We start from the raw sequence: 25,198 nt of genomic DNA on the forward strand, positions 1-25,198 counted from the left end.
TACGTTCTAAATTTCTCAATTCCTTAATCTCTGCAATAAAAGTTTATTTCTATTTTCTTTTCAGAATCGCGTAGACTTCGATCACAAAACCGATTACCACAAACAACGGGGCAATACGGATCCTGCGGATGGAAAAAATCCCTTCATTCCAGGAATCAGGGTTATACTTTCCGTCTACGGTGTTGGCATCAGGTCCCATCATCAGAAGGAAACCCACTACGATAAATGCGAAGCCGATCAGCATCCATTTAAAGTTCTGCTTCCCGAAATAGAACGTGTTTTCCTGTGGGGCTTCGGCTGTTTCTTTACCGAAGCTGTCGGCGGAAAATTTATTTGTTTTTTTGCTCATTGTTAAGAGTAATATAAGTCGTCAACGTTTGATCTTAAGAATCTCCAGGTAGCCACCACCGTACTTAAAACCGTGATGAAAATCCCCACGCCCAATACCAGCAGTACCAGCCAGAAATATTGGTTGTTGTCCTGTACGAAAGCAGATCCGATCTGGCTCGTAAAGTAATACCACACTCCAAAAAGTGCCAGAAGCCCAATTACGGAGCCGATAGCTCCCAATACAACCGCTTCGATAATGAAAGGCTTCAGAATAAATCTTCTTTTTGCCCCTACCAGCTGCATAGTTTTAATGATAAATCTTTTAGAGAATATTTTCAGACGGATGGAATTGTTAATTAATACCACCGCAAGAATTAAAAACAGAATGGAAAATCCCAATATCCATTTAAGAATCCGGCTGAGGTTGTTGTAAACATCCACCATCAGCGTACTGTCGTTCTTCACATCGATAATTCCCGGAACGGCTTTAATCGCCTTAATTGCCTGATCAATCTTTGTAGGATCTACATATTCCGGTTTTAAGGCAATTTCTACAGATGAGGGAAAAATGTTTTCTTCAAAAAGTGCATCCGCATCGATTCCCATTGCTTTTTTCGCTTCCTGGGAAGCCATTTCCCTTGTAATATAAGTGGCTTTTTTCACGGGTGCCAGTGTCTGAATTTCTTTGAAAACTTCGGCTTCCATTTTCGCAATCTTAGCAGAATCCTTTGCCTCATAGTTTTCATCAAAGTAAGCATTTACCACCAGCTGTTCTTTGATGTAATCGGAATATTTCTGGGCATTGATCAGAATAAGTCCCATTAATCCCAACAAAAATAACACTAAGGCAATACTTATTACTACTGTAATATTGCTAGACCTAAGCCTTTTCTTATTAAACTCATCTACAGATTTAGCCATTAATATTAAAATTTTTGGCTAAAATAGAAAAAATCTTCCGAAATTTGGGAACGAAAAGAGAAAATCACTGTTAATAAAATCATAAAAAACATTGAGTGTAAAAGCAAAAAAGCATCTTGGTCAGCACTTTCTGACGGATGAAAACATCGCAAGGAAAATCGTGGACGGTCTCAGTTTTGAAGGCTACCGGAGCGTAATGGAAGTAGGTCCGGGGATGGGTGTCCTTACGAAATACCTGCTGGAAAAAGACCAGCATATTTATCTTGCAGAAATCGATAAAGAATCCATAGAATACCTGAAAGACAATTACCCTAAAGTAACGGAAGAGACTTTTGTCGGGGATTTTCTGAAACAGGATTTTCAGTTTACGGATGGCGAGCAGATCGCAATTATCGGGAATTTCCCATACAATATTTCTTCACAAATTCTGTTCCAGATCATCGATCATTATGAATTGATCCCTGAAATGGTAGGGATGTTCCAGAAAGAAGTTGCTGAAAGAACGGCTGCTGTTCCGAGAACCAAAGATTACGGGATTCTTTCTGTTTTAATACAGGCGTATTATGACACCGCCTATCTGTTTACGGTTCACGAAAACGTCTTCAATCCGCCTCCAAAAGTAAAATCGGGAGTGATCCGGATCACGAGAAATCCGAAGGAAGGGCTTGCCGGAAATGAGGTCCTTTTCAAAAAGATCGTAAAGGCCGGTTTTAACCAAAGAAGAAAAAAACTTTCCAACGCCCTGAAAATTCTTAGCATTCCTGAAGCCCTGAAAACGCATGAATTTATGGATAAAAGGGCCGAGGAGCTCAGTGTAACGGACTTTATTGCCTTTACCCAGCTGTGGAAAGAAAACCAATAAGAATTTGATAATCAATAAAAAAACAAAGCCCTTCAGTTTCCTGAAGGGCTTTTGCATTGCATTATCGATTGATTTGATTATTTATTCTCTGTTTTTCAGAAGGATCCATCCCGAATGGTCCATATTCGCCTTAGATTTCGGATACTGGAAATTAAATTTATACCAGTACGTTGCCGTAGGCAATCTTTTTCCACCTAGCGTTCCGTCCCAAACCGGTGCCTGTTTCGAGAACCTGAATATTTCAGAACCATAACGGTCGTAAACAGATCCTGTAAAATTATTGAATGATCCAAGAGCCGAAAGATCCAGTGTATCGTTAACCCCATCCTGATTCGGCGTGATGATATTGGCAATGTTGAATGTAAAGAATTCCAACGCTCCTACACAATGCGTTCCTACGGTTCTTACCTGAATATTATAGTTGGCATTATTGATAAGACCAGTAAACACATTCGATGCCTGCCAGGTAATCCCGCCATCAACTGAATATTCTGCTGTCTGAGGGATATTGTTTATCATCGGCACTTCTGCCGTAATCGTCAGGGTATTGTTGCTGTACTGAAGATTTGTTACGTAAGGAGAGGCTGCAGCCATTACCTTAGCTGTGAAAGTTCTTTCGCAGAATCCGTTATTGATCTTCACCGAGTAAATTCCCCATTGGTCTACATCGATGGTTCTGGTAACGGCACCTGTACTCCACAGATAAGTATAATTCGGACCAGCTCCGGCATCAAGGGTTACCCGGTCTCCTGCACATATTTCTACATCACGTAAAGAAGAAACAATTTCCGGTACTACCTCAACGGTAATTTTAGCAGGAAGCAAAGATTTACAGCCTTTCGCTCCGATCGCGTATACCTGGAAGGTAGTCGTGTTATAGACGGTTGCCGACTGGGTGTTTCCTGTTCCTGAAAAGTTCGCCCATTGATATGTTACTCCGCCGGTCGCTGTAAGGTTTACCGTTGTCCCCGGACACACCTTAATAGCTGATGCCACAAGGCTTGCCGTAGGGGTAGTTTCTTTTAGCAGTTTTAATTCCACCATTTTACTACAGAATCCTCCGTTTGAAACCACTACATACAGGGTTTGACCATCAGTTCCATTATAGTGCAGAATATCGGTAATATAATTATTATTCGGAACGAGCGCGTCAGCCTGGTTCACGTAAAAACGGAATACTGCTCCGGGAGTTGTGCTTATGGATGGCATGGCATCCGTTAAATCGAACCAGGTTACATCCGGTGTCGCACATAGCAATAAAGTAGCATTAGCTGCTGCCGGAGTTGTGCCTCCGTTGATCTTAATGTTTGCTTTTCCCGGACAAGGACTCCCAGGGAAAGTTACCTGGATTTCGTAGTTCCCCGGCTGTGTTGCCGTAATGGTAGGTGAGGTTGCTCCCGGGATCGCTACTCCATTAAAGTACCATTGGTAATTCATATTCGGATCACTTACAGAAGCCGTAATTACCTGTGGAGTATTGTCACAGACATTAATTTCTTCCGGCAGTGTATCCCCAGAAGGATCAAGTAACTCCACACCGATGTTAAAAGATCCACCGTCTAAAAATACTGAAGAATCGTAACTGCTGTCAATAGCATCTGCCAAAACCATTTTGAAATGATAGGCCTGTCCTGGAACTACCGTTGCCGTTGCCTGCAAAGGAACTGTTCTTCCGTTAAAATTCGTTTCGATATTGGTCGTATTATAACCTCCAAAAAATGTAACATTTGGCGCGCCACATCCCATATTTGTTCCCGTAAAACTGTTTTGCGGGTGAATATTGGTTACGCTTACCGGTCCGGTTCCCGGAGCAGGCAATACAGCCATGTTGACATACGGTCCGCCAGCTACAGGTTTTAATAATAAAGCAAACGCATCTGAGAAACTACAAGGAAAACTTCCTGTATATTCTTCAGATGCAAAAAGATAATTGAATTTTACCTGGCTTGAAGTCGGAACAAAGTCAAATTCTAAAACAACCGCGTCATTAAGGGTTACAGACGGGTTTGTAGCCGCTACAAGATCAGGATCGCTACCTGTAGGCAAATCATCCCCTAAAGTAGAGCTTATATAAGCATTACCTGCTTTTTGGGCATATCCGGTGGATAATACGATTCCGTCTTTAAAAGGAAAACTGGTTGTTCCCCTGTTAAAATATCCCCAGGATCTATTCGTATTGGTTGCAGGCAGGTTTGGACTTACCTGGACATTAGATACATTAGGGGTAACACATGAATTTGTTCCTGAAGAAATCAAGACATCCTTTACCAGCTGCAGTGGCGTATATGCTGACGCAGGATAGGTTGGGACATTTACATCAATAAAAGCACCTGCCTTCATCGTCAAAGCAGAAGCCTTTTCTTGCTGAGGCTTTCTGTTTAAAGTTTTTTGCGAATATAGTAAACCCGATGAGGAAGCTAAAAAGGAAAACAGTAGGAGATATCTCTTCATAATATTTTTGTTTTAACAAATTTAATTTTTTTTTACAAAAATCATATATATAATATCATTTTTTATGAAGAAGTAATAAAAAAACCTCTCAAAATGAGAGGTTGTAATTTATATATCTTTTAATTTCTGTTTTTCAGCAAAATCCATCCACTGCGAAGCTCCAGTTTTTTACTTGCCGGGTTTTCCCACTGTACGCGATACCAATACGTTGCTGTAGGAAGGACAAGGTTTCCTCGCAGCATTCCATTCCAGACGGTATTGCTTTTACCGGCCTTAAACACTTCCTGTCCGTACCTGTCGAAAATAGAAGCGGCAAAATTATTATAATTGCTTATTCCGGTAAAGTCTACGGTATCGTTTTTACCATCCGAATTCGGAGTCACAGCATTCGTTACTATAAAAGTAAAGAATGAAAGAGAGGTGTAACATTTAGCGTCTTTTACCCTTACGAGCAAGGTATAATTCGTATTGTCCAGTACATTATAAAAAACATTGGACGCCTGCCAGTTGACTCCTCCATTAATGGAGTATTCCAGCGTTCCGTTGGTAGGATTTGTTGCTGTTAAGGTAAGTACATTCTTTTCATAGGTAACATTGGTAAACTGCGGCAATGACGGATTGATCAGCTGAGCCGAGAATACTTTGGAACAAGTTCCGTTGCTGATGGTTACCGAATATGTTCCCGGGGCAGTTACGGAAATCGTCTGTGTAGTTGCTCCCGTATTCCATAAATAGGTATAATTCGGTCCAGAACCTGCGTCTAAGACCGCGCTGTCTCCTGCACATGCATAAACGTCCTGTAAGCCGGAAACGATAGCCGGTACAACTTCTATGGTGATGGACGTTGGTGTAGCCACTTTACAGCCGTTTCCTCCTAAAGCATAAACAGAATATGTTGTTGTAGCTGTCGGGGAAACAATCTGCGTACTTCCGTTACCCGGCAATCCTACCCATTCATAAGTTACGCCGCCGGTCGCCGTTAAGGTAACCGATTCGCCTGCACAAATTTTGGATTTTGAAGCAGCAAGCACAGCTACTGGAGGACCTACAGTTACTGTAACCGTTGCTGGGTTTGTCGAAACGCAACCGTTAGCTCCTACAGCAAATACAGAATAAGTCGTTGTATTCGTTGGAGAAACAACCTGCGTATTTCCATTTCCGGAAAGACCACCACCCCAGTTATAAGTTACCCCTCCTGAAGCTGTTAAAGTAACCGATTCTCCCGGACAGATCTGTGCAGCGGTAGAGGTTAAAGCCGCTACCGGAGCGGTTGTATTTTGTGTTACCGTTCCATTAGCCGTATAGCTGCAATTCAGGTTACCTGGTTGGTTAACGTTCGTTACTGTTAAAGTATAGGTTCCTCCTGCATTTACGACAGGCGTTAATGTATTTCCTCCTGAAACAATGTTTCCTCCACCGGCAGCCGTCCAGGTTATTGTAGATCCCGAAGGAATAACCGAAGTAGAAGCATTTAAAGTAATCTGTGGCGTTGTACAGGTTATCTGCTGAGGCGAATTGATCGTTAAAGTCGTCTGTGGTGTCGACAGCAATTGTAAAGTTACTACATTACGGCATCCGCCATTAACCACTAGAACATAGATCGTCTGTCCTCCCGCACTGTTAAATGATGCAGGATTCGTAATGGTGTTGGCATTTCCGGCATTGGCATCTGCTGCAGTAAGATAATAAGAGAAGGTCACCCCGGAAGCCGTCGTAATCTGCGGTTGGGCTTCGGTTAAATTATAATTGATTCCTCCTTGCTGATAGCATTTCAGTAACGTTGCATTATTCACGGTAATCGGCTGTGAAACCTGGATGGTAATCGTTGCCGGAGTCTGTGAAACGCACCCGTTCGCTCCCACTGCTGTTACGGTATATGTTGTCGTTGCTGTCAGGGAAACCGTCTGGGTGGCTCCGTTTCCGGTAAGTCCTGTCCAGTTATAGGTTACTCCGCCGGAAGCTGTTAAAGTAATGGATTCACCGGAACAAATTAGCGTTTTGGAAGCTATAACTCCCGTCGTCGGTGGTGCACTGTCTCCAGTAACCGTAACACTTGCCGAATTCGTACAGGTTAAATTTCCAGGCTGATAGGTATTTGAAATAGTAAGTGTATAAGTTCCTGCCGCATTTACTACCGGGTTTAAAGTATTGGCCCCTGAAACGATATTTCCGTTGGTGGTTGTCCAACTGAAGGTTGCACCGGTAGGATAAACCGAGCCGGAAGCATTCAGTGTAACCTGTGGGTTTGCACAGGTAAGAACACCCGGCGTTGCGATGGTTGCTGTTATCTGAGCGGCTTTTACTAATTGCAACTCGGCTACTTTTGAGCAGAACCCGTTTTTAACCAATACATACACTGTCTGCCCCGCACTTGAAAAAGCGGTCGGTGTGGTAATCGTATTTCCGTTTCCGGCTAAAGCGTCCGATTGATTAATATAATAGGAAAATGTTGCCCCCGGCGTTGTACTGATTGAGCTCTGCGCTGAGGTTAAATTAAATACCGCATTTCCCTGGGTATAACACGCGGTGAGTGTCGCATTCTGTACAGTAGGTGATGTTCCGCCGACTACCGTTATAGAAGCGGTTCCCGGACATGTATTTCCAGGTAAAAATACCTGAACACTGTATACACCGGGCTGCGTAGCGGTATAAGAAGGCTGGTTGGCTCCGGGAATCGGATTTGATCCCAGATACCACTGATAGGTCGCACCTCCGCCCTGCACCGAAGCTGTAAAGGTTTGCGGCGCATTATCACAGACATTAACTGATGAAGGAAGCGCTACGCCTGCAGGGTCCAACAACTGAACCCCTATATCAAAGGATCCTGCTTCAAGAAAAACGGCAGAATCGAAGTTTGAATCCTGGTAATCCGCCAAAACCATCTTGAAATGATAGGTCTGTCCGGGAATTACGGTCGCCGTTGCTGTTAAAGGAACGGTACGGCCGTTAAAGTTGGTTTCTACCTGCGGAAGGTTATACCCTCCGAAATAAGATACATTAGCTGCCCCACACGACAACGGCGCACCGGTTTGATATTGCGTGGCAGGATGTATATTCGTTACACTCACAGGCCCAGCTCCTCCGGGAAGAACAGCAAGGTTGGTATAAGGATCCCCTACTCTTTTCAGCAACAGGGCAAAACCGTCACTGATGGTGCAGGGAAAGTTAGTCTGATATTCTTTTGAAGCGAAAAGGTATCGGAAACTTACTTTGGTAGATGCCGGAACGAAATCAAATTCAATAAAGGTGGCATCGTTCAGCTGGTTATTCGGAACTCCTAATGCTGCTGCCAAATCTGCGTCCCCGCCCGAACCAAGAGGATCACTCAAGGTTCCCTGAAAATCATTTCCGGCTTTTCTAGCGTATCCTGTGGTAAGAACGATTCCTTTAGCAAAAGGAAAGTTAGTAGATGCTTTATTAAAATATCCCCAGCTTCTGTTTTGGTTGGAAACTGCTAAATTCGGAGAGACAGTAACATTGGTTACATTGGCTGCTGAGCAGGTAGATCCGCCACTGATCAGCACGTCTTTTACCAGCTGGGTGATGCTGAAGCCGGATTCCGGATATGCGGCGGTATTTACATCTATAAAAGCTCCGGCTTTCATATTTTCCGCAGTTTTTTTACTGGCTACTCCTTTGCTGTCCCTGTTTTGGGCTGAAAGGAAGCCTGCTGCAAAAACTAAAAACAAAGCCAAAAATAAATTTTCTGTCCTCCTATTTAACATTTTATATTATTTTAAACAAAAATACTATTTTTTTTAATTGTATTTCAATTCCAAGCAAATTGCGTTGTCACTAATACAATTAAATTTATCGTAAAAAGATTAATTTTCATTCTTTTAAAACGAAAAAAAGACCAACAAATTGTCGGCCTTTTTTAGATATATTAAAAAATATTATTCAAAATTTTTCAGCAAGATCCATCCGGTTTTTACGACCGGCTTTTTGCTGGCTGGATCCTCAAAACTTACCTGATACCAATAAGAAGCGGTATTAAGACGTTTCCCCTGAAAATATCCATCCCAATAAGGCTGCAGTTTGCTTTCCCGGTACACTTCTTTTCCATAACGGTCGAAGATGGAAGCTTTGAAATCTTTATTATCATTTACTCCTCTGAAGTCGATGATGTCATTTACATTATCTCCGTTCGGCGTGATAACGTTTTTAATTACAAAGGTGAAATATTCCAGAAAACCTACACAACTTGTATTTTTTACCCTAACCCTAATGGAAACTACCGTATTTCTCGGTACATTGGTAAAGGTATTTGAATTCTGCCACGTTAATCCGTTATCTATTGAATATTCAAGCGAACCGTTACTCGGATTACTCGCGGTAAGGATCATGGTTCCGTTCTCGTTATAATTTACGTTAATGATTTCAGGAATAATCGCCTGAATAACCTGTACTGTAAATGTTTTTGAACATACTCCATTATCAATAACTACGGTATATGTTCCCGGCGTTCCTACAGAAATGGTCTGTGTAGACGCTCCTGTATTCCAAAGATAAGTGTAATTCGGTCCCGATCCGGCGTCCAATGTAATTTTGTCTCCCTGACAGATATAACCACCCTTCACATTAGAAACAATAGCAGGTACTACTTCTATGGTAACTGTTGCTGGAGTAGCAGACTGGCAGCCATTGGCAGCAATTCCATTTACAGTGTAAGTTGTTGTTACATTCGGAGTAACTGTTTTTACTGCTCCGTTCCCTGAAAGGCCGGACCATACATAGGTAAGTGCGCCTGCAGCAGTAAGCACTACCGATTCGCCCTGACAGATTTTATATCTTGGTGCAGTAAGTGTTACCACGGGCTTTACAAGATCTTCTAACACATTTACAGAAGCAGTAACTGTACAGGTAGCACCAGGCTGATACACTTTTGTAATCGTCAAGGTATAAGTACCTCCTTTATTAATTACCGGATTTGATGTGGTAGCCCCTGAAACAATATTTCCACCTGCAGAAGCTACCCAATTAAAGGTAGAACCTGTAGGATATACTGATGCTCCGGCATCCAGTGTAGTCTGTGGAGCAGCACAGGTAAGTTTTTGAGGAGTCGCAATAGTAGCTGTCATTTGCGGAGCTTTTACCAGCTGCAGCTGGGCTACTTTTGAACAGAATCCTTTTGCTACATTCACATAAATCGTCTGTCCGCCTGCGCTTGAAAAAGTGGTAGGGGTTGCAATGTTGGAATTATTTCCTGCTACGGCATCTGCCTGGGTTAAGTAATATTTAAATGTTACGCCGGTTGTGGTTGTTAAATACGGTTCTGCCTGGGTAAGATTAAAAGTAGCGTTTCCTGCAGCATAACAGGCCGTGAGTGTCGCATTCTGTACAGTGGGCGATGTTCCGCCGATAATGGTGACCGTCGCGGAAGCCGGACATGTACTTCCGGGAACCATTACTTTTACTTCATAAACTCCCGGTGTGGTCGCAACATAAGTACCGCTGGTCGCACCGGCAATAGCAACTCCGTCTTTATACCATTGGTAAGTAAGCCCAGTAACATTTGAAACCTGCGCTACCAAAGTTTGAGGGGTATTGTCGCACATATTAAGCGAACTCGGCAAAACTGCTCCGGTTCCATCCACAAGCTGGATTCCTATATCGAAAGAGCCTCCTTCGATAAATACAGCAGAATCATATGCGGTATCCCTAAAATCGGAAAGAACCATTTTGAAATGATATGAAACGCCTGGGGTTACACTGGCAATAGCCGTTAAAGGAACCGTTCTTCCTTCATAATTCGTTACAATATTAGATGCAGAATTATATCCCGCAAAATAAGTTTCATTAATCGCAGGACATACTCCTGAAATGGCCGGATGAATATTGGTCATTGATACAGGACCTGCTCCTCCCGGCAAAACCGCTACATTCACATAAGGTCCTCCTGCAGTAGGCTTGATCAGCAATGCGAAAGCATCCGAATACTGGCAAGGAAAAGAACCTGTATATTCTTCAGAAGCGAAAATATAGTTGAATTTAACTTGGCTGGAATTCGGCACAAAATCAAATTCCAACATAACATTATCTTTATAGTGATCATCAGGATTGGTGCTGGTATTAGGGACTGCTGCCAAAAGATCAGGATCGTCCTGCCCTGCCCCAGTTACCAATGTGCTTACACTGGAAGCTACGTTCCCTGCCTGCCTTGCATAACCGGTTGTTAAAACAATCCCATCCGTAAAAGGGAAATTGGTAGTTCCTTTATGAAAATATCCCCAAAACCTGTCGTTATTGGAAGTCGGCTGGTTTGGCGTTACCGTCACGTTTGTTACGTTTGGAACCGAACAGGTAGATCCGCCGTTGATCAGTACATTTTTTACAAGCTGCTCCGCTGTATAGGTTGACGGTGTATAACCGGCAGCATTTACATCGATGAAAACACCGGCTTTATTGTTTACCGAGGTTACAATATTTTTAGGTGGTTTTCTCTGGCCAAGTAATGACGCTGAGAGGGTTAGAAACACTAAGATAAAATAGTAGTTTTTCAGTCTATAATTTAACATTTTATTGTTGTTTGTTCAAAATTAATGATTTTTTTATTAAAATATTACCAAAATGGCGCTCATTTTATTAAAAATTTAAATCACCTTAAAAAATATATTTGTAAAGATAATATATCTGTATAAACGAAAAAGACTGATAAAAATTATCAGCCTTTTCATATATTTTGAGTCGTTATAAAGTATTTATTCCTTTTTAAGCTCGTCGATTTTATTCTGCAGTTCTTCGATTTTATCTTTCAAAGCTTTTATTTCGTTCTTATTAGAGCTTACATTGCTTTTGAGCATCACATTTTTAGCCCTTTCGCTGTGATCTTCGTCATCCTCCTCCTCATTAATTTCCTCAATATCTTCCTGGATATCTTCGATATCTTCGTTAATCTCTTCAATATCTTCACTGATTTCTTCAATGTCCTCGCTGATCTCCTCAATATCTTCCTGGATGTCCTCGATATCCTCCTGGATGTCTTCAATCTTTTCGTGGCTCTTGTTTACCGACATCTGAATGAAGATAGCCAGATAAATAGCTTCCAGCGAAACCACCGTCGTCAGGATCAGCAGCATTTTATCAAATTCCACCAGGTGCAGCACCGGTAAAAGGAAAGAAATAATAAAGAATAAAGTATGAGCGATGAGTGATGGTATAGAGCCTATCCACCAGGTGATGCCGTTTGCAATTTTTTCTAAAGCTTCTGTTTTTTCCTCGTACTTTTTCATTGTGTTCTGTTTTTTTATAACAATTCTTTGGTCACTCCCAAACCGAAAAGGGCAAAATCATATTTTGCGGGATCTTTATCGTCAAACGTTCTGATCACTAGATCCAGTTCTTCGACGGTTTTCCAGTCGTTCTGTTTTCTGGAGATCAGTCCTAATTTACGGGAAATATTCCCCGTATGCACATCAAGCGGAATCGACAAATACTTCGGATCAATTTTTTCCCAGATCCCAAAATCCACGCCGCGCTTGTCTTTACGGACCATCCAGCGAAGAAACATAATGATTCTTTTCGTGGAAGAATTTTTATAAGGCGAACTTACGTGCTTATGGCTCCGATGTTTTTCAATTCCCAGAAAACGCGCTCTGAACCGCTCGATAGCATGTCCGAAATTGGTCTCCGCATCCTGGACGGCAAATAGATCTTCCAGACTTTCATTTTTAGTATAGATCTTATTAAACTGCCTGATGAAATAAACAAAGTCTTCTCCGTTGAACGTCCTGTGAATGCTTTTATCCTCTATTCCTTTTAAATCTTTTTCCGAATGGTTCAGTATAAAATCATACGGTGAGTTTCCCATAATATCCAGCATCTTATCCGCTGATTTAATAATGGCTTTACGGTTTCCCCATGAGATGGTCGCTGCCAGAAATCCTGCAATTTCAATATCCTGCTGTAAGGAAAAACGGTGCGGGATCTGGATCGGATCATTCGCTATAAATTCCGGATGGTTGTACTGATCCGCCTTTTCATCTAAGAAGATTTTTAATTCTTCAAACTTCAACATCATTTTTTTAAATTTTTACGGGTTCCAACGCTTTCGGTAAAAAAGTATTCGGAAAAATGGTCCTCGCTTCGTCCGTAAACACCGTTAAATCTCCATACCTGTTGGAAAAATGTCCCAGTATAAGTTTACCGACCTCAGCTTTCTGTGCGATGACAGCAGCTTCACGGGCGGTTGTATGGCCTGTGTAATCGGCCATTTCTTTAAGATCGTGCAGAAAGGTAGCTTCATGATACAATACCGTCGCATTTTTTATAATCGGGATTACGCTTTCCAGGTACCGTGTATCGCTGCAGAAGGCATAAGAGACAGGCGGGGCAGGATCCACCGTCAGGATTTCATTTTTAAGGACATAACCGTCGCTCAGAACAAAATCCTTCCCTGCTTTCAAATTATGATAGTCACAGGTCTCAATTTCATTGTATTTGGCGATTTCCTTCATGTTCAGATGGCGATCTTTGGTCTTTTCCTTAAACAGATAACCGTTGCAGTAAATCCTGTGGTCCAAAGGAATGGTATAGACCTCTACCCGGTTGTCTTCATAAATTTTTTCCGAATAGTTTTTATCCAACTCGTGATACACCACTTCAAAACCGCGGTGGGTTTCCGTAATGGTGAAAATGGTTTCCAGCATTTTTTTAATGCCTTTCGGGCCGTAAACATGCAGCGGTGTTTCCCTTCCCAGCAGCCTGAAAGAGGCAATAAGCCCCGGTAAGCCAAAACAATGGTCGCCATGAAGATGGGAAATAAAAATATGATTGATCTTCGAAAATTTTGCCTTTGCTTTTCTCAGCTGCACCTGCGTTCCTTCCCCGCAATCGATCAGGAAAGACCGTTCTTCCATTTCCAGGAACTGGGCGGTCGGAGAAGAATTAACGGTAGGAATCGCCGAATTAAAGCCTAATATGGTTAAATAAGTACTCAAATCGATAGTTTATTATATACACAAATGTACGGATTAAGGTTCAGATTAAGGTTGAGGCAAAAGCTGAAACTCAGATTAGAAGCCGAATATACATTACCTCAAGCTTTGCCTTAGCCTTTATTCTTCAGAAACTCTAGAAACAAATCCAGTGCCTGTTTTCTGTGGCTGATCTTATTTTTATCCTGAGGTTCCATTTCTGCAAACGTCATGTCATATCCTTCCGGAACAAAAATCGGGTCGTAACCAAAGCCCTTGAAACCTTTGTTTTCTTCCAGCAGATTGCCGTGAACCCTTCCGTCGAAATATTTGGCTCCGTTTTCATCATAATAACATAAAACGGTAATGAAATAAGCTTTCCTGTTTTTAATGCCTTCCATTTCGCCGAGCACTTTTTCAATGTTTTTGGCAAAATCGTGGTCTCCCGCATACCGTGCAGAGAAAATCCCAGGTCTTCCATCCAAATATTCTACCACCAGGCCGCTGTCGTCTCCCAAGCTTGGAATACCTGTTTTTTCGAAGCAATATTTCGCTTTAATCAGCGCATTGGCATTAAAGGAATCGCCATCTTCAACAATCTCCTCGTGAATATTGTAATCCGTAAGACTTTTAACAACAAAATCATCGCCTAAAATCTGTTGGATCTCCTCTTTTTTATGTATGTTGTGTGTAGCAACCAGTAATTCCATCTCCGTTTTCATTTAATTTATATTTTATTTAAACACAAAATGCACCAATAATTTTCACAAAGAACTCGAATATTAGAAGTGAAAGATGCAGCAAAAATTTATTAGTAATCAGATTTTACATTTCAGAATAGTGAATTTTATACCTTCTCATAAACAGGTAAAAGAATAAGCAAAAAAGGATAATTCCCATTCCCAATATCATCCATTCGGATATTTTAAAAGCATCCGCGAAGCTTTCATTTTTAGTATAGGTAATAAGTAAGGTAGAACATAAATTGTTGAAGCCATGAAGCAGCATCGGCAGCAACAGTGATTTTGTTTTGTAATAAACTACGCCCAAGATACAGCCCAACAGTACAGCTCCGACAAACTGCCACGGATTCCCGTGGATCACCCCAAAAATAACGGAAGCTGAAATGATGGCTTTCCAGGGCTCCATGCCCTTATTCATCAATCCTTTCTGGATAATCCCCCTGAAAATAATTTCTTCGAAAATCGGGGCACAGATCACCGCTGTAATAATCATAACCACCGGATCATCGGTGAGTTTATCCATCAGCTGGGTGAAAAACTCGTAATATTTCCCGAAAAAAGGTCCTGTTGTGGGAATCTGTGAGGTGATGAATTCCGAAATGAACATCATCCCGAGCATCATCGGAAAAATGAGAAGATAAGTATAAAAGTTCGTCGGCGAAAAATTGAAATTAAGCTTTTTCCCCGTTGTCCTGCGTACGATAAAAAAATCAAAGAAAGCAATAGCCGAAACAAATCCTGCCGCATTGGTCAGCATAAAGAACCAATCCCTGTATTGAAGGTTTTCTTTAAAAGTAAACATCCAGAAGACATTGAAGAAAGAAGTAACCATGGTTCCGGCGAATAATCCAGCCAGCAGCACCAGGCCTCCGATCCATGTAAAGGTATACTTCGGATATTTATTTTCCATAGAGAATCGATGATTTTAATTTCAAACAAAGATAAATCAAATTATGGGAAAAGAGAATTCCGGCAAAAGAATTGCCTGTAAAACCTCATGCATTTTTTACACCACCATATCATGGAATCTGTTTTGTATAAAGTAACTTTGCTGTTTAATTTTTTACCATGGATAGATTAGTCAACCGGCCCGAAAGGGTTAACTTATCCTTACTTACCTATGTCTGTTTTACGTTCTTAGGGTATTTTGTTATAGGATTATCACTGTCTGTCCTTCCTATTTTTATCAATAAGAGTTTAGGATTCAGCCTTGTAGTTGCAGGACTGGTGATCAGCCTACAGTATGTTTCCACTTTCTTCCTGAGGGCGTATTCCGGGAAGATTATTGACGGTAAAGGTCCAAAACCGGCCGTCCTTTACAGCATGCTTGGTTTTTCCCTTACCGGAATTTTCCTGATCGCGGCTTATTATTTTAAAGCTTCGCCTTACCTGAGCCTGATATTCCTGATCATTACACGGCTGCTTACCGGCTGTGCAGAAGGATTGGTCGGGGCAAGCCCCATCAACTGGGCGATTATGGCGGTCGGTGAAGAACATACGGCCAAAGTTATCTCTTATAACGGCGTGGCCTCTTATGGCGCTCTGGCTATCGGCGCATCTCTGGGAATTACCATTGAACAAGATTTTAGCCTGTACGGTATCGGGATTCTCTCGATTATTTTAGGAATTGCAGGATTTTTATATGCTCGGACAAAAGAAAATAAAACAAATATTCACGTTCAGGAAGCCCAGTCTTTCTGGAAAGTACTAAGGAAGGTCGCTCCTTTCGGTGCTTGTCTTGCGTTGGGCGGTCTCGGTTTTGCCAGTATATCGACATTCATTACACTGTATTATAATTATTTTCACTGGAACAATGGCGCACTGTGCCTAAGTGTTTTCGGCGGACTGTTCGTTATCGGCAGACTGGTATTCAGTAATGTTATTAAAAATTACGGCGGGATCAACGTAGCCATTGTTTGTCTCCTGGTGGAAACTATCGGCCTGCTGATCATCGCTTTCGGAACAGATCCTGAGATGGCTCTCGTCGGGGCAGGAATTACAGGCCTGGGATTTTCACTGATTTTCCCGGCATTGGGTGTAGTAGCGATTAACAGCGTTCCGGCCTCTAACCAGGGATCTGCATTGGCAGGATACGGGCTTTTCATTGATCTGTCGTTAGGAGTTGCCGGTCCGCTGATCGGCGGAGTAGCGGATATTTACGGGATGGTTTATATTTTCCCATTTAGTGCCGGAATGGTGTTTATTGGTTTGGGGTTAGCTTTTCTACTGAAAAAGAGATCGAATTTGAAAATTTAAGCAGAAATCAGGTTAATGGGCTGGAAGAGGGAGGCTGGAAGTTTTTTCTGTCAGAGCTAACCACGAATGGTTTCACGGATGTACACGATTATTTATTGTGAAAATCGTAAAAGAATTCGTGCCATTCGTGTTTAGTTAAAAAAACTAAAGTTGGAAATCGATTTTCAGGATTCGACAAAATTCACGATTTTTGCAACTTCAAAATACGATATGTCAGACTTAATCAAAGAAATAGAGAAGAGAAAAACCTTCGGGATTATCTCCCACCCCGATGCCGGGAAAACGACCCTTACGGAGAAGCTGCTGCTTTTCGGGGGCGCGATTCAGGAAGCCGGTGCGGTAAAATCCAACAAAATAAAAAAAGGAGCCACTTCCGACTTTATGGAAATCGAAAGGCAGAGAGGGATCTCGGTAGCGACTTCCGTATTGGCTTTTGAGTATAGAGATCATAAAATCAATATCCTGGATACACCGGGTCACAAAGACTTCGCGGAAGATACTTATCGAACACTAACTGCCGTTGATTCCGTAATCGTGGTGATCGACGTGGCAAAAGGGGTTGAGGAACAGACTGAAAAACTGGTTCAGGTATGCCGGATGCGGAATATTCCGATGCTGGTTTTCATCAATAAGCTGGACCGTGAGGGTAAGGATGCTTTCGATCTTTTGGATGAGGTGGAGCAGAAATTGGGATTAACGGTTTGTCCGCTTTCACTTCCGATCGGGATGGGAAGCGATTTCCAGGGAATTTACAACATCTGGGAAAACAACATCCAGTTGTTTTTGGAGGAGAAGAAGCAGAAAGTTGGAGAAGCGATTAAGTTTGACGACATCAATGATTCTTCAATAGACGAGGTGATCGGCGAAAAAGCAGCCAATACTTTAAGAGAAGAACTGGATCTGGTACAGTCGGTTTATCCGGAATTCAACCGTGAAGATTATATGAAAGGTGATCTGCAGCCGGTTTTCTTTGGTTCGGCTTTAAATAATTTCGGAGTACGCGAATTGCTGGATGCCTTCATCGACATTGCCCCCATGCCGCAGCCGAAAGAAAGTGATACCCGGGTGGTAAAGCCTGAGGAAAGCACTTTCACCGGATTTGTTTTCAAAATCCACGCAAATATGGATCCGAAACACAGGGACCGACTGGCTTTCGTAAAGATTGTTTCCGGAACTTTTAAAAGAAATGAAAATTACCTGCTGGTAAGAGAAGGCAAAAAGATGAAATTTTCTTCGCCGAATGCTTTCTTTGCCGATAAGAAAGAGGTGGTGGACGAAAGTTTCCCGGGAGATATCGTAGGTCTTCACGATACCGGAAGCTTTAGGATCGGTGATACCTTAACGGGTGGTGAAAAACTGAGCTTCAAAGGAATTCCAAGCTTCTCTCCTGAGCATTTCAGATATATCAATAATAATGATCCTCTTAAAGCCAAGCAACTGGCAAAAGGGATTGATCAGCTGATGGATGAAGGGGTTGCCCAGTTGTTTACCCTGGAAATGAACGGCCGGAAGATCATCGGAACGGTGGGCGCGCTTCAGTACGAAGTGATCCAGTATCGTCTGGAACATGAATATGGAGCAAAATGTACCTATGAGCCGCTTTCGATGCATAAAGCCTGCTGGGTGGAAGCAGACGAAAAGTCTGAAGAATTCAGGGAATTTGCAAGATTGAAGCAGAGATTCTTAGCCAGGGATAAATACAATCAGCTGGTTTTCTTAGCAGATTCTTCCTTCACGATTCACATGACGCAGGAAAAATTCCCGAATGTGAAGCTGCATTTTATCAGTGAATTTAAAAATGCTTAATTAAAAGCTTATTTGATTATATAATCCGCGGAGTGTGGACTGCCCCCAAAAAGTTAGACACTTTTTAGGGGCATTTTTTATTTATGGGAATATCAAAATATAGTTTATCATTTAAGTTGAGTTGCATAGAAAGAATTGGGAAACAAAATCTTTCGGTCCGCTCTTTAGCTCGGGAAATAGGTTTGGATGAGTCTATTATTCGCAAATGGAAAAGGTTTTATGATTTATACGGAATTCAGGGTTTACAACGCAGGAGCAACCGCTGTTATGATGTAAAATTTAAGCTCAGGGTTTTGGAAACGATGGAGTCGCAAAACCTTTCTCTAAAGCAAGCTGCTGCCAGATTCAATATCGCTGCAGAATCCAGTATTAGTACCTGGCGTGTTGCTTACGAAAAATATGGTATTTTAGGGTTAAAGAATAAACCCATAGGAAGAGCATCAATAATGAGCAATTACAAACAAAAAAAGAAAAAGTCCGGCAAACCACTGACTAGAGAAGAAGAACTGTTATTGGAAAATGAAAGACTTCGGGCCGAAATCGATTTTCTAAAAAAGTTAGACGCCTTAGCTCTCAAAAACAACAAGCAGAAGCCATCGAAGAGTTAAGGCATCAATACAATCTCTCTGTGTTGCTGGATTGTGCAGGGATGGGCAGAAGCAGTTTTTATTATCATCAGAACAGAGCTCAGAGCGACAAATATTCTGATGTAAAAGCAATGATAAAACAAATTTATCACAGGCACAAAGGAAGGTTCGGATACCGACGTATTACTTTAACAATGAAAGAAAAAGGTGTCATCATCAATCATAAAACAGTTTTGAGATTAATGAAAACGTTAGGACTGAAAAGTATTATACGGGTCAAAAGATACAAATCTTACCGGGGTGAACAAGGGAAAATAGCACCCAATATTTTAAAAAGAAACTTTAAAGCAGAGCAGCCGAACAAAAAATGGGCAACTGATGTAACTGAGTTTAATGTCTCGGGAAACAAGCTTTATCTGTCTCCGATCATCGATTTATTCAACGGTGAAATCATCAGCTATAATCTCTCAGAAAGACCTGTCTTCGCGCAGATTACAGATATGCTGAAAAAGAGCTTAAAGAAAATTAAAAATACAGAAAATATCATCTTACATTCAGATCAAGGTTGGCAATACCAGATGAAGGCATATCAAAATATCTTGAAAGAAAAAGGAATCATCCAGAGTATGTCCAGAAAAGGAAACTGTCTGGACAATGCCGTGATTGAAAACTTTTTCGGAACACTGAAATCTGAGATGTTTTATACCAAAAAGTTTAAAACAATTGATGAGCTGAAAAAAGAGATAAAACAATACATCACTTATTACAATAATGACAGAATACGGTTAAATCTAAATGGAAAGAGCCCGGTACAGTACCGAACTCTTTTCTTTAATAATATTGTTTAATTTTGTCCAAACTTTTGGGTGCAGTCTAAATGTTTCTGCGGATTTTTTTGTTGTTGGGAATACGCGAAGGCGCAAAAAAAATTTCCAATTACACTGCAAAAGGCGCAAGGATTTTATCTCCGAAAAAATTTGACACCGCTGATTTGAAGAATATGCACTACATAGATTATTATTAACAAAATAAAAATTTGACACCGTTAAATTCTTTGCGTCTTAAAACACTGCCTTTTTCATAAACTTCGCGATGTTGCGTTTTCCAACAGTGCATCAGTTTACAAAACACAAATTTCAGCAAATCAGCCTTAGGCAAATCTTATTTTCATCTAAAATCCTTGTAAAACTTTTTGTAAAATAATTTTAATAGAATGATTTATAATCGAATATTACTTTACCATACTCATACATTCCATTTACAATCTTTACAATAGTTCTGCTCCTAATTTTACCTCATCGAAAAAATTAATGTTATGAAAAAATTCATTTTACTCGTGGCAGTATCAGGCACGTTCATTATGTGTAAAAAAGGAGAAACGACAGCTGCCCATCTGGAAGATACCTTTCATTCGGCAGACAGTACGGTCTCAGCAGCCTCTGAACAATTGAGCAAAGTAAGTGATCAGGCAAACGCAGTTTTGGATTCTGCCAGTGTAAGGATCAAAGATTTTGAAAATGCAAAGAATGAGGTAAAGGACAACATTGAAAACACTTCAAAAATCGTCGATTCTTTATCGGACAAGATTTCAAATGTAACCCTGGAATCAAAAACGGAAAAGAAAGATTCAGCTAAAAAAGACCGGAAGATCGTAGTGAATGTTCCGGCTCCGAAAATAATCCGGGAAACCAAAGTAATCTATAAAGAAAAGCCCCAAAAGGAGAACTTTGAATTGAATATTGCTAAAAATCAGCTGATGAAGACCGGTACATTAGAACTGAATGTAAACGATGCCGAAACCGCGAAGGAAATTGTAAAAGATGAAGTATCCAAATACGACGGATTTATTAGAAGCGAAAACATTTCGGTAGGTAATGACGACCGGAAAACCGCCTACCTGAAAATAAAGGTTCCGCTTCAGAAATTTGATTACCTGATGAGTGACCTGAGCTATAACTTGGGAGATGTGGAAAACAAAAGCATCAATGTTACGGGAGAGGAAATCGTGAAAGGTACCTTATGCGAAATTGATATTACACTCTACGAAACGGAAGGAAGCAATACAGAAAAAGCAAAACCGGAAACTTTTGGGGAAAGATCTTTCGCTGCCGTCTCTTCCGGCTGGAATGTCATTACTTCGATCTTCCTGTTCATCCTCCCGCTCTGGCCTTTGTTCGTACTAGGAGGAATCGGCTACTATTTTTATAAAAAGAGGGGTAAAAACACAAATCACCATGATCCTCATTGATTTCGAAAGTCCATCTTTGTGATGGATTTTTTTAGGCTGGAAGGACGGAAGCTGGAGGCTGGAAGTATTTCTTACCGGAACGACAACCAAAAGTTTTTAATGTCATATAGTAGTATTCATTATCCGGTTGAGGCTCAATTTAAAATTCCAAACTGCCTAAGTTATTTCTTTATGTTATATTAATAAAGACAAATTACATATTATCGAATTCACGCTAAATTACTTTCAGGATTTTTATTTTAATAATATTTTAATCAAAAATCCGTTTTCTGAAAAATTCTTATGTTTAAATTTACATCAGGATTAAAGGAAAATAATTTCATACAAAAAATTTAACCTTTGATCAAAATGACTATCCAATAGATAAAGCTGATCAATTTTAATTTTAAGATAAAAGATATATATATTATTAATATTTTGTGGTTCGTGTGAAGTAAAAAGGCTCTCAAAACTGAGAGCCTTTTACTATTTATGTATAATTAAGCAATTATTTTGCAATGCTTCTTGAAATAACGATCTTTTGAATTTCGGAAGTTCCTTCGTAGATCTGGGTAATTTTCGCATCCCTCATCATTCTTTCTACGTGGTATTCTTTCACATATCCGTACCCTCCGTGGATCTGTACTGCTTCGATAGTTGTATCCATAGCCACCTGAGAAGCGTAAAGTTTGGCCATCGCCCCGCTTTCTGAAATATCTTTTCCGGCATCTTTCTCTACAGCGGCTTTGTAGCAAAGCATTCTCGCTGCTGTAATCTGCGTCGCCATATCCGCCAGTTTAAATGCGATCGCCTGGTGGTTGATAATTTCAGTTTTGAACGCTTTTCTCGTTTTTGCATACTTCAATGCCAGTTCATAGGCTCCTGAAGCAATTCCCAACGCTTGTGAAGCGATCCCGATTCTACCGCCGTTCAACACTGCCATCGCAAAGTTGAATCCGAATCCGTCTTCCCCGATTCTGTTCTCTTTCGGCACTTTTACGTTATTGAAGATCAGAGAATGCGTATCGCTTCCTCGAATTCCCAGTTTGTCTTCTTTCAGACCGATCTCAAAACCTTCCCAGCCTCTTTCTACAATAAAAGCGTTGATTCCTTTATGTTTTTTCTCCGGATCCGTCTGGGCGATCACGATATAATAAGTTGCCGTTCCCCCATTGGTAATCCAGTTTTTGATCCCGTTTAGCAAATAATAGTCTCCTTTATCTTCGGCAGTCGTTTTCTGGGAAGTGGCATCGGAACCTGCTTCCGGCTCAGACAAAGCAAATGCACCGATGACCTGCCCGCTTGCAAGCGGCGTAAGATATTTTACTTTCTGCTCTTCGGAAGCGAATTTTTCAAGACCCGCACAAACCAATGAATTATTTACAGACATTACCACAGCAGCAGAAGCATCGATCTTGGCAATCTCTTCCATGGCCAAAACGTAGGAAACACTGTCCATCCCGGCACCTCCGTATTTAGGATCCACCATCATTCCCAAAAGACCCATTTCTCCCATTTTCTTTACCTGTTCTGCAGGAAACTTTTGGTCGCGGTCTCTCTCGATCACCTCCGGTAATAGTTCGTTCTGAGCAAAATCCCTTGCTGCCTGCTGAATCATCAGCTGTTCTTCTGATAAATTAAAGTCCATAAAAAAATAATAATTAGATGGTCGCTAATTTACACTTTTTGGTCAAATCTGAAAATAGAATGATAAATTAGAGTATCGCAAACAAAAACAGGAATTTATAAATATTCATTATATAGAAATTAAGATTGAATTATTAAATATATTAGGCCGTACCTTTTATTAATTTCTAATTAACACCAATGATTTTCTCAATTAAAAAAAATTCTTATATTTAAAATTATTAAAACATACATCAACAATCATGACCATCAAAAGATTATTCGATATACCCCACTATGCTTTAGCAACTTATCCAAAAACCGATATGTTTGTTACAAAGTACCATGGAGAGTGGAAAAAGACTTCTACGCAGGAGTTTGTGAATCAGGCCAATAAAATCTCCAGGGGACTGCTGAAGCTGGGAATAAAGCCGGGTGATAAAATCGCTTTAATCACCACCAACTCCCGGACGGAGTGGGCCATTATGGATTTGGGGCTTTCGCAGATCGGGGTGGTTTCGGTTCCCGTATATCCGAACATTTCACCTGAAGATTATGAGTTTATCTTTAATAATGCGGAAATTAAGTACTGTTTTGTTTCCGACAAGGACCTTTTGGGGAAAGTTGTAAAGGTAAAACACAACATCCCATCTTTGCAGGGTATTTTTACATTCGATAATATTACGGGAGCGGCAAACTGGAAAGAGATCATTGATCTTGGAGAGGACGATTCTACGCAGATTGAGGTGGAAGACCTTTCGAATACCATCAATTCTGAAGATCTGGCCACCATTATCTATACTTCGGGAACTACCGGAAAACCGAAAGGCGTTATGCTTACCCATCACAATATCGTTTCCAATGTATTGGGATCCGTACCGAGAATCCCAAAGAAAAAAAGCCTTGATTATAAAGACACCCGGGTATTAAGCTTCCTGCCGATCTGCCATATTTTTGAAAGAATGCTTTTTTACCTTTTCCAGTACAACGGTTTTTCCATCTACTTTGCAGAGAGCATCGACAAAATGGGTGAAAATGTAAAAGAAGTAAAGCCTCATTACATGAGTGTTGTTCCGAGACTCGTGGAAAAAGTATATGATAAAATTTATGCTACCGGCTCATCCGCAGGCGGCCTGAAGCAGAAAATATTTTTCTGGGCCCTGGATCTGATTTCCAAAAAGAAAACCGTTTCCAAGCCGTCAGGGTTAAAAGAAATTATTGCTGATAAGCTGGTCTTTAAAAAATGGCGAGAAGGGCTGGGCGGTGAAATTATCACGCTGGTATCAGGATCAGCCGCTTTATCGACCAGACTGAACCTAATGTTCCAGAATGCAGGCATCCCCATTCTCGAAGGTTACGGGCTTACGGAAACTTCACCGGTAATCTCCGTAAACAGCTTTGAAAAGATGAAAATCGGAACGGTTGGGCTTCCGCTTGATAATCTTGACGTTAAAATCCAGGAGGACGGAGAAATTACGGTAAAAGGGCCTTCCATTTTTAAGGGCTATTTCAAAAATGAAGAAATGTCGAAAGAAGCGTTTACGGATGAAGGTTATTTCAGGACCGGTGATATCGGCCACCTCGACAGCGACGGGTTTTTGCAGATCACCGACCGTAAAAAGGAGATGTTCAAAACATCAGGCGGAAAATACATCGCTCCTCAGACGATCGAAAACCAGGCAAAAGCTTCCAAGTTTATCGAGCAGATCATGGTGGTAGGCGATGGTGAAAAAATGCCATGTGCCCTGATCCAGCCCGATTTTGAATTTGCCAAGAGCTGGGCCATGAGAAATAACATCAGCCTCGGTTCTACTCCAAAGGAAATTGCACAAAGCGCTGAACTGAAAGACCGGATCAAAAAAGAAATAGACGGCATCAACGAGCACTTAGGAAACTGGGAGCAGATCAAAAGAATCGAACTGACCCCGGAAATTTGGGCTATCGACACCGGTCTTCTCACTCCTACGCTGAAGCTGAAAAGAAAAGCCATTAAAGAAAGATTTATAGATCTTTACAATAAGATGTATGAGCATCACGAATAAAGTAAAACCGCTTCTTTGGAAGCGGTTTTTTGATATGAGGAACTCAATTTTATTTTAAAAGCTTTTTAAAATGTAAATGCCCCGCACTTGTCATTCCGGAGGAATCCCAATATCATATTAGAGAACCGCATGGAAAGATTTGTGTCTAGATTCCGGAATGACAACTATAGTGAATAGATAATACTTAATTTAAAGATTTAACGCCACAATTTTCATTTCGCAAGAATCCCAATATACTATTAGAGAACCACATGGAAAGATTGCGTTTAGATTCCTGTGGAATGACAACTACGTCGCGAGATCATGAATTTTAAAATTTAGCATTATGCTTGTCATTCCGGAGGAATCCCAGCATAGTATTAGAGTGTGGACCTTGGGATTATTCTAAAAAACAATTGTTTCAAAGTGATAAAATAGATGATGCTTAAAATA

Annotated in this window: 18 protein-coding genes; 7 read left to right on the top strand and 11 right to left on the bottom strand. The window is 41.0% G+C overall.

The annotated features are described in order from the left end of the window. Positions 1 to 49 precede the first annotated feature (49 nt). Complete coding sequence (locus tag QE422_RS15770; RefSeq protein ID WP_307460443.1) at positions 50 to 349, bottom strand: DUF3098 domain-containing protein; 300 nt, start codon at positions 347 to 349, stop codon at positions 50 to 52. 2 nt (positions 350 to 351) lie between these two features. Next, positions 352 to 1,251 (bottom strand): ABC transporter permease, encoded by a 900-nt coding sequence (locus QE422_RS15775; RefSeq protein WP_307460445.1) that lies wholly within the window; start codon positions 1,249 to 1,251, stop codon positions 352 to 354. A 91-nt stretch (positions 1,252 to 1,342) separates the two neighbouring features. Between QE422_RS15775 and rsmA the strand changes: the two genes are divergently transcribed. After that, positions 1,343 to 2,113: a 16S rRNA (adenine(1518)-N(6)/adenine(1519)-N(6))-dimethyltransferase RsmA gene (gene rsmA, locus QE422_RS15780; protein ID WP_307460447.1), complete on the top strand. Its 771-nt coding sequence runs from the start codon at positions 1,343 to 1,345 to the stop codon at positions 2,111 to 2,113. 81 nt (positions 2,114 to 2,194) lie between these two features. Here the strand turns inward: rsmA and QE422_RS15785 are convergent, their stop codons facing one another. From QE422_RS15785 to QE422_RS15820, 8 genes are all read right to left on the bottom strand, one after another. Then, entirely contained in the window at positions 2,195 to 4,564 is a 2,370-nt protein-coding gene (locus tag QE422_RS15785) for a choice-of-anchor L domain-containing protein (protein WP_307460451.1), read from the bottom strand. Between the two features lie 119 nt (positions 4,565 to 4,683). Beyond that, positions 4,684 to 8,259, bottom strand: a complete 3,576-nt coding sequence (locus tag QE422_RS15790) for a choice-of-anchor L domain-containing protein (RefSeq protein ID WP_307460454.1) — start codon at positions 8,257 to 8,259, stop codon at positions 4,684 to 4,686. Between the two features lie 201 nt (positions 8,260 to 8,460). Next, positions 8,461 to 11,082: a choice-of-anchor L domain-containing protein gene (locus tag QE422_RS15795; RefSeq protein ID WP_307460458.1), complete on the bottom strand. Its 2,622-nt coding sequence runs from the start codon at positions 11,080 to 11,082 to the stop codon at positions 8,461 to 8,463. Positions 11,083 to 11,265: 183 nt separating this feature from the next. After that, positions 11,266 to 11,796 carry a DUF1003 domain-containing protein gene (locus tag QE422_RS15800; RefSeq protein WP_307460460.1) on the bottom strand — a complete coding sequence of 177 codons (531 nt, stop codon included), beginning with the start codon at positions 11,794 to 11,796 and terminating at the stop codon, positions 11,266 to 11,268. 14 nt (positions 11,797 to 11,810) lie between these two features. Further along, positions 11,811 to 12,581 (bottom strand): TIGR02757 family protein, encoded by a 771-nt coding sequence (locus tag QE422_RS15805; protein WP_373463440.1) that lies wholly within the window; start codon positions 12,579 to 12,581, stop codon positions 11,811 to 11,813. A 7-nt stretch (positions 12,582 to 12,588) separates the two neighbouring features. Beyond that, positions 12,589 to 13,503, bottom strand: coding sequence for a ribonuclease Z (locus tag QE422_RS15810; protein ID WP_307460462.1), 915 nt, complete (start codon positions 13,501 to 13,503; stop codon positions 12,589 to 12,591). A gap of 110 nt (positions 13,504 to 13,613) precedes the next feature. Then, entirely contained in the window at positions 13,614 to 14,201 is a 588-nt protein-coding gene (gene rdgB / locus QE422_RS15815; protein ID WP_307460464.1) for an RdgB/HAM1 family non-canonical purine NTP pyrophosphatase, read from the bottom strand. Positions 14,202 to 14,304: 103 nt separating this feature from the next. Then, on the bottom strand, positions 14,305 to 15,132 hold the full coding sequence (locus QE422_RS15820; protein WP_307460466.1) for a CPBP family intramembrane glutamic endopeptidase: 828 nt from the start codon (positions 15,130 to 15,132) through the stop codon (positions 14,305 to 14,307). A gap of 158 nt (positions 15,133 to 15,290) precedes the next feature. Between QE422_RS15820 and QE422_RS15825 the strand changes: the two genes are divergently transcribed. From QE422_RS15825 to QE422_RS15845, 5 genes are all read left to right on the top strand, one after another. Beyond that, positions 15,291 to 16,478, top strand: a complete 1,188-nt coding sequence (locus QE422_RS15825) for an MFS transporter (protein ID WP_307460468.1) — start codon at positions 15,291 to 15,293, stop codon at positions 16,476 to 16,478. 210 nt (positions 16,479 to 16,688) lie between these two features. Further along, a complete protein-coding gene (locus QE422_RS15830; RefSeq protein ID WP_307460470.1) occupies positions 16,689 to 18,284 on the top strand; it encodes a peptide chain release factor 3 in 1,596 nt (531 codons plus the stop codon). 83 nt (positions 18,285 to 18,367) lie between these two features. Then, entirely contained in the window at positions 18,368 to 18,892 is a 525-nt protein-coding gene (locus tag QE422_RS15835; RefSeq protein WP_307456351.1) for a transposase, read from the top strand. Then, the gene (locus QE422_RS15840; protein ID WP_307462308.1) at positions 18,880 to 19,719 is read left to right on the top strand and encodes an IS3 family transposase; all 840 of its coding nucleotides are present in this window, start codon (positions 18,880 to 18,882) and stop codon (positions 19,717 to 19,719) included. The genes QE422_RS15835 and QE422_RS15840 overlap by 13 nt, the downstream gene beginning before the upstream one ends. A 467-nt stretch (positions 19,720 to 20,186) precedes the next feature. Next, the gene (locus tag QE422_RS15845; protein ID WP_307460472.1) at positions 20,187 to 21,119 is read left to right on the top strand and encodes a DUF4349 domain-containing protein; all 933 of its coding nucleotides are present in this window, start codon (positions 20,187 to 20,189) and stop codon (positions 21,117 to 21,119) included. A 487-nt stretch (positions 21,120 to 21,606) separates the two neighbouring features. Here the strand turns inward: QE422_RS15845 and QE422_RS15850 are convergent, their stop codons facing one another. Then, a complete protein-coding gene (locus QE422_RS15850; protein ID WP_294285168.1) occupies positions 21,607 to 22,746 on the bottom strand; it encodes an acyl-CoA dehydrogenase in 1,140 nt (379 codons plus the stop codon). A 241-nt stretch (positions 22,747 to 22,987) separates the two neighbouring features. On the opposite strand from QE422_RS15850, the gene QE422_RS15855 reads away from it, so the two are divergent. After that, positions 22,988 to 24,766 carry a long-chain fatty acid--CoA ligase gene (locus QE422_RS15855; protein WP_307460477.1) on the top strand — a complete coding sequence of 593 codons (1,779 nt, stop codon included), beginning with the start codon at positions 22,988 to 22,990 and terminating at the stop codon, positions 24,764 to 24,766. The last annotated feature ends 432 nt before the right edge of the window (positions 24,767 to 25,198 follow it).

Source organism: Chryseobacterium sp. SORGH_AS_0447 (assembly GCF_030818695.1).
Classification (GTDB): Bacteria; Bacteroidota; Bacteroidia; order Flavobacteriales; family Weeksellaceae; genus Chryseobacterium.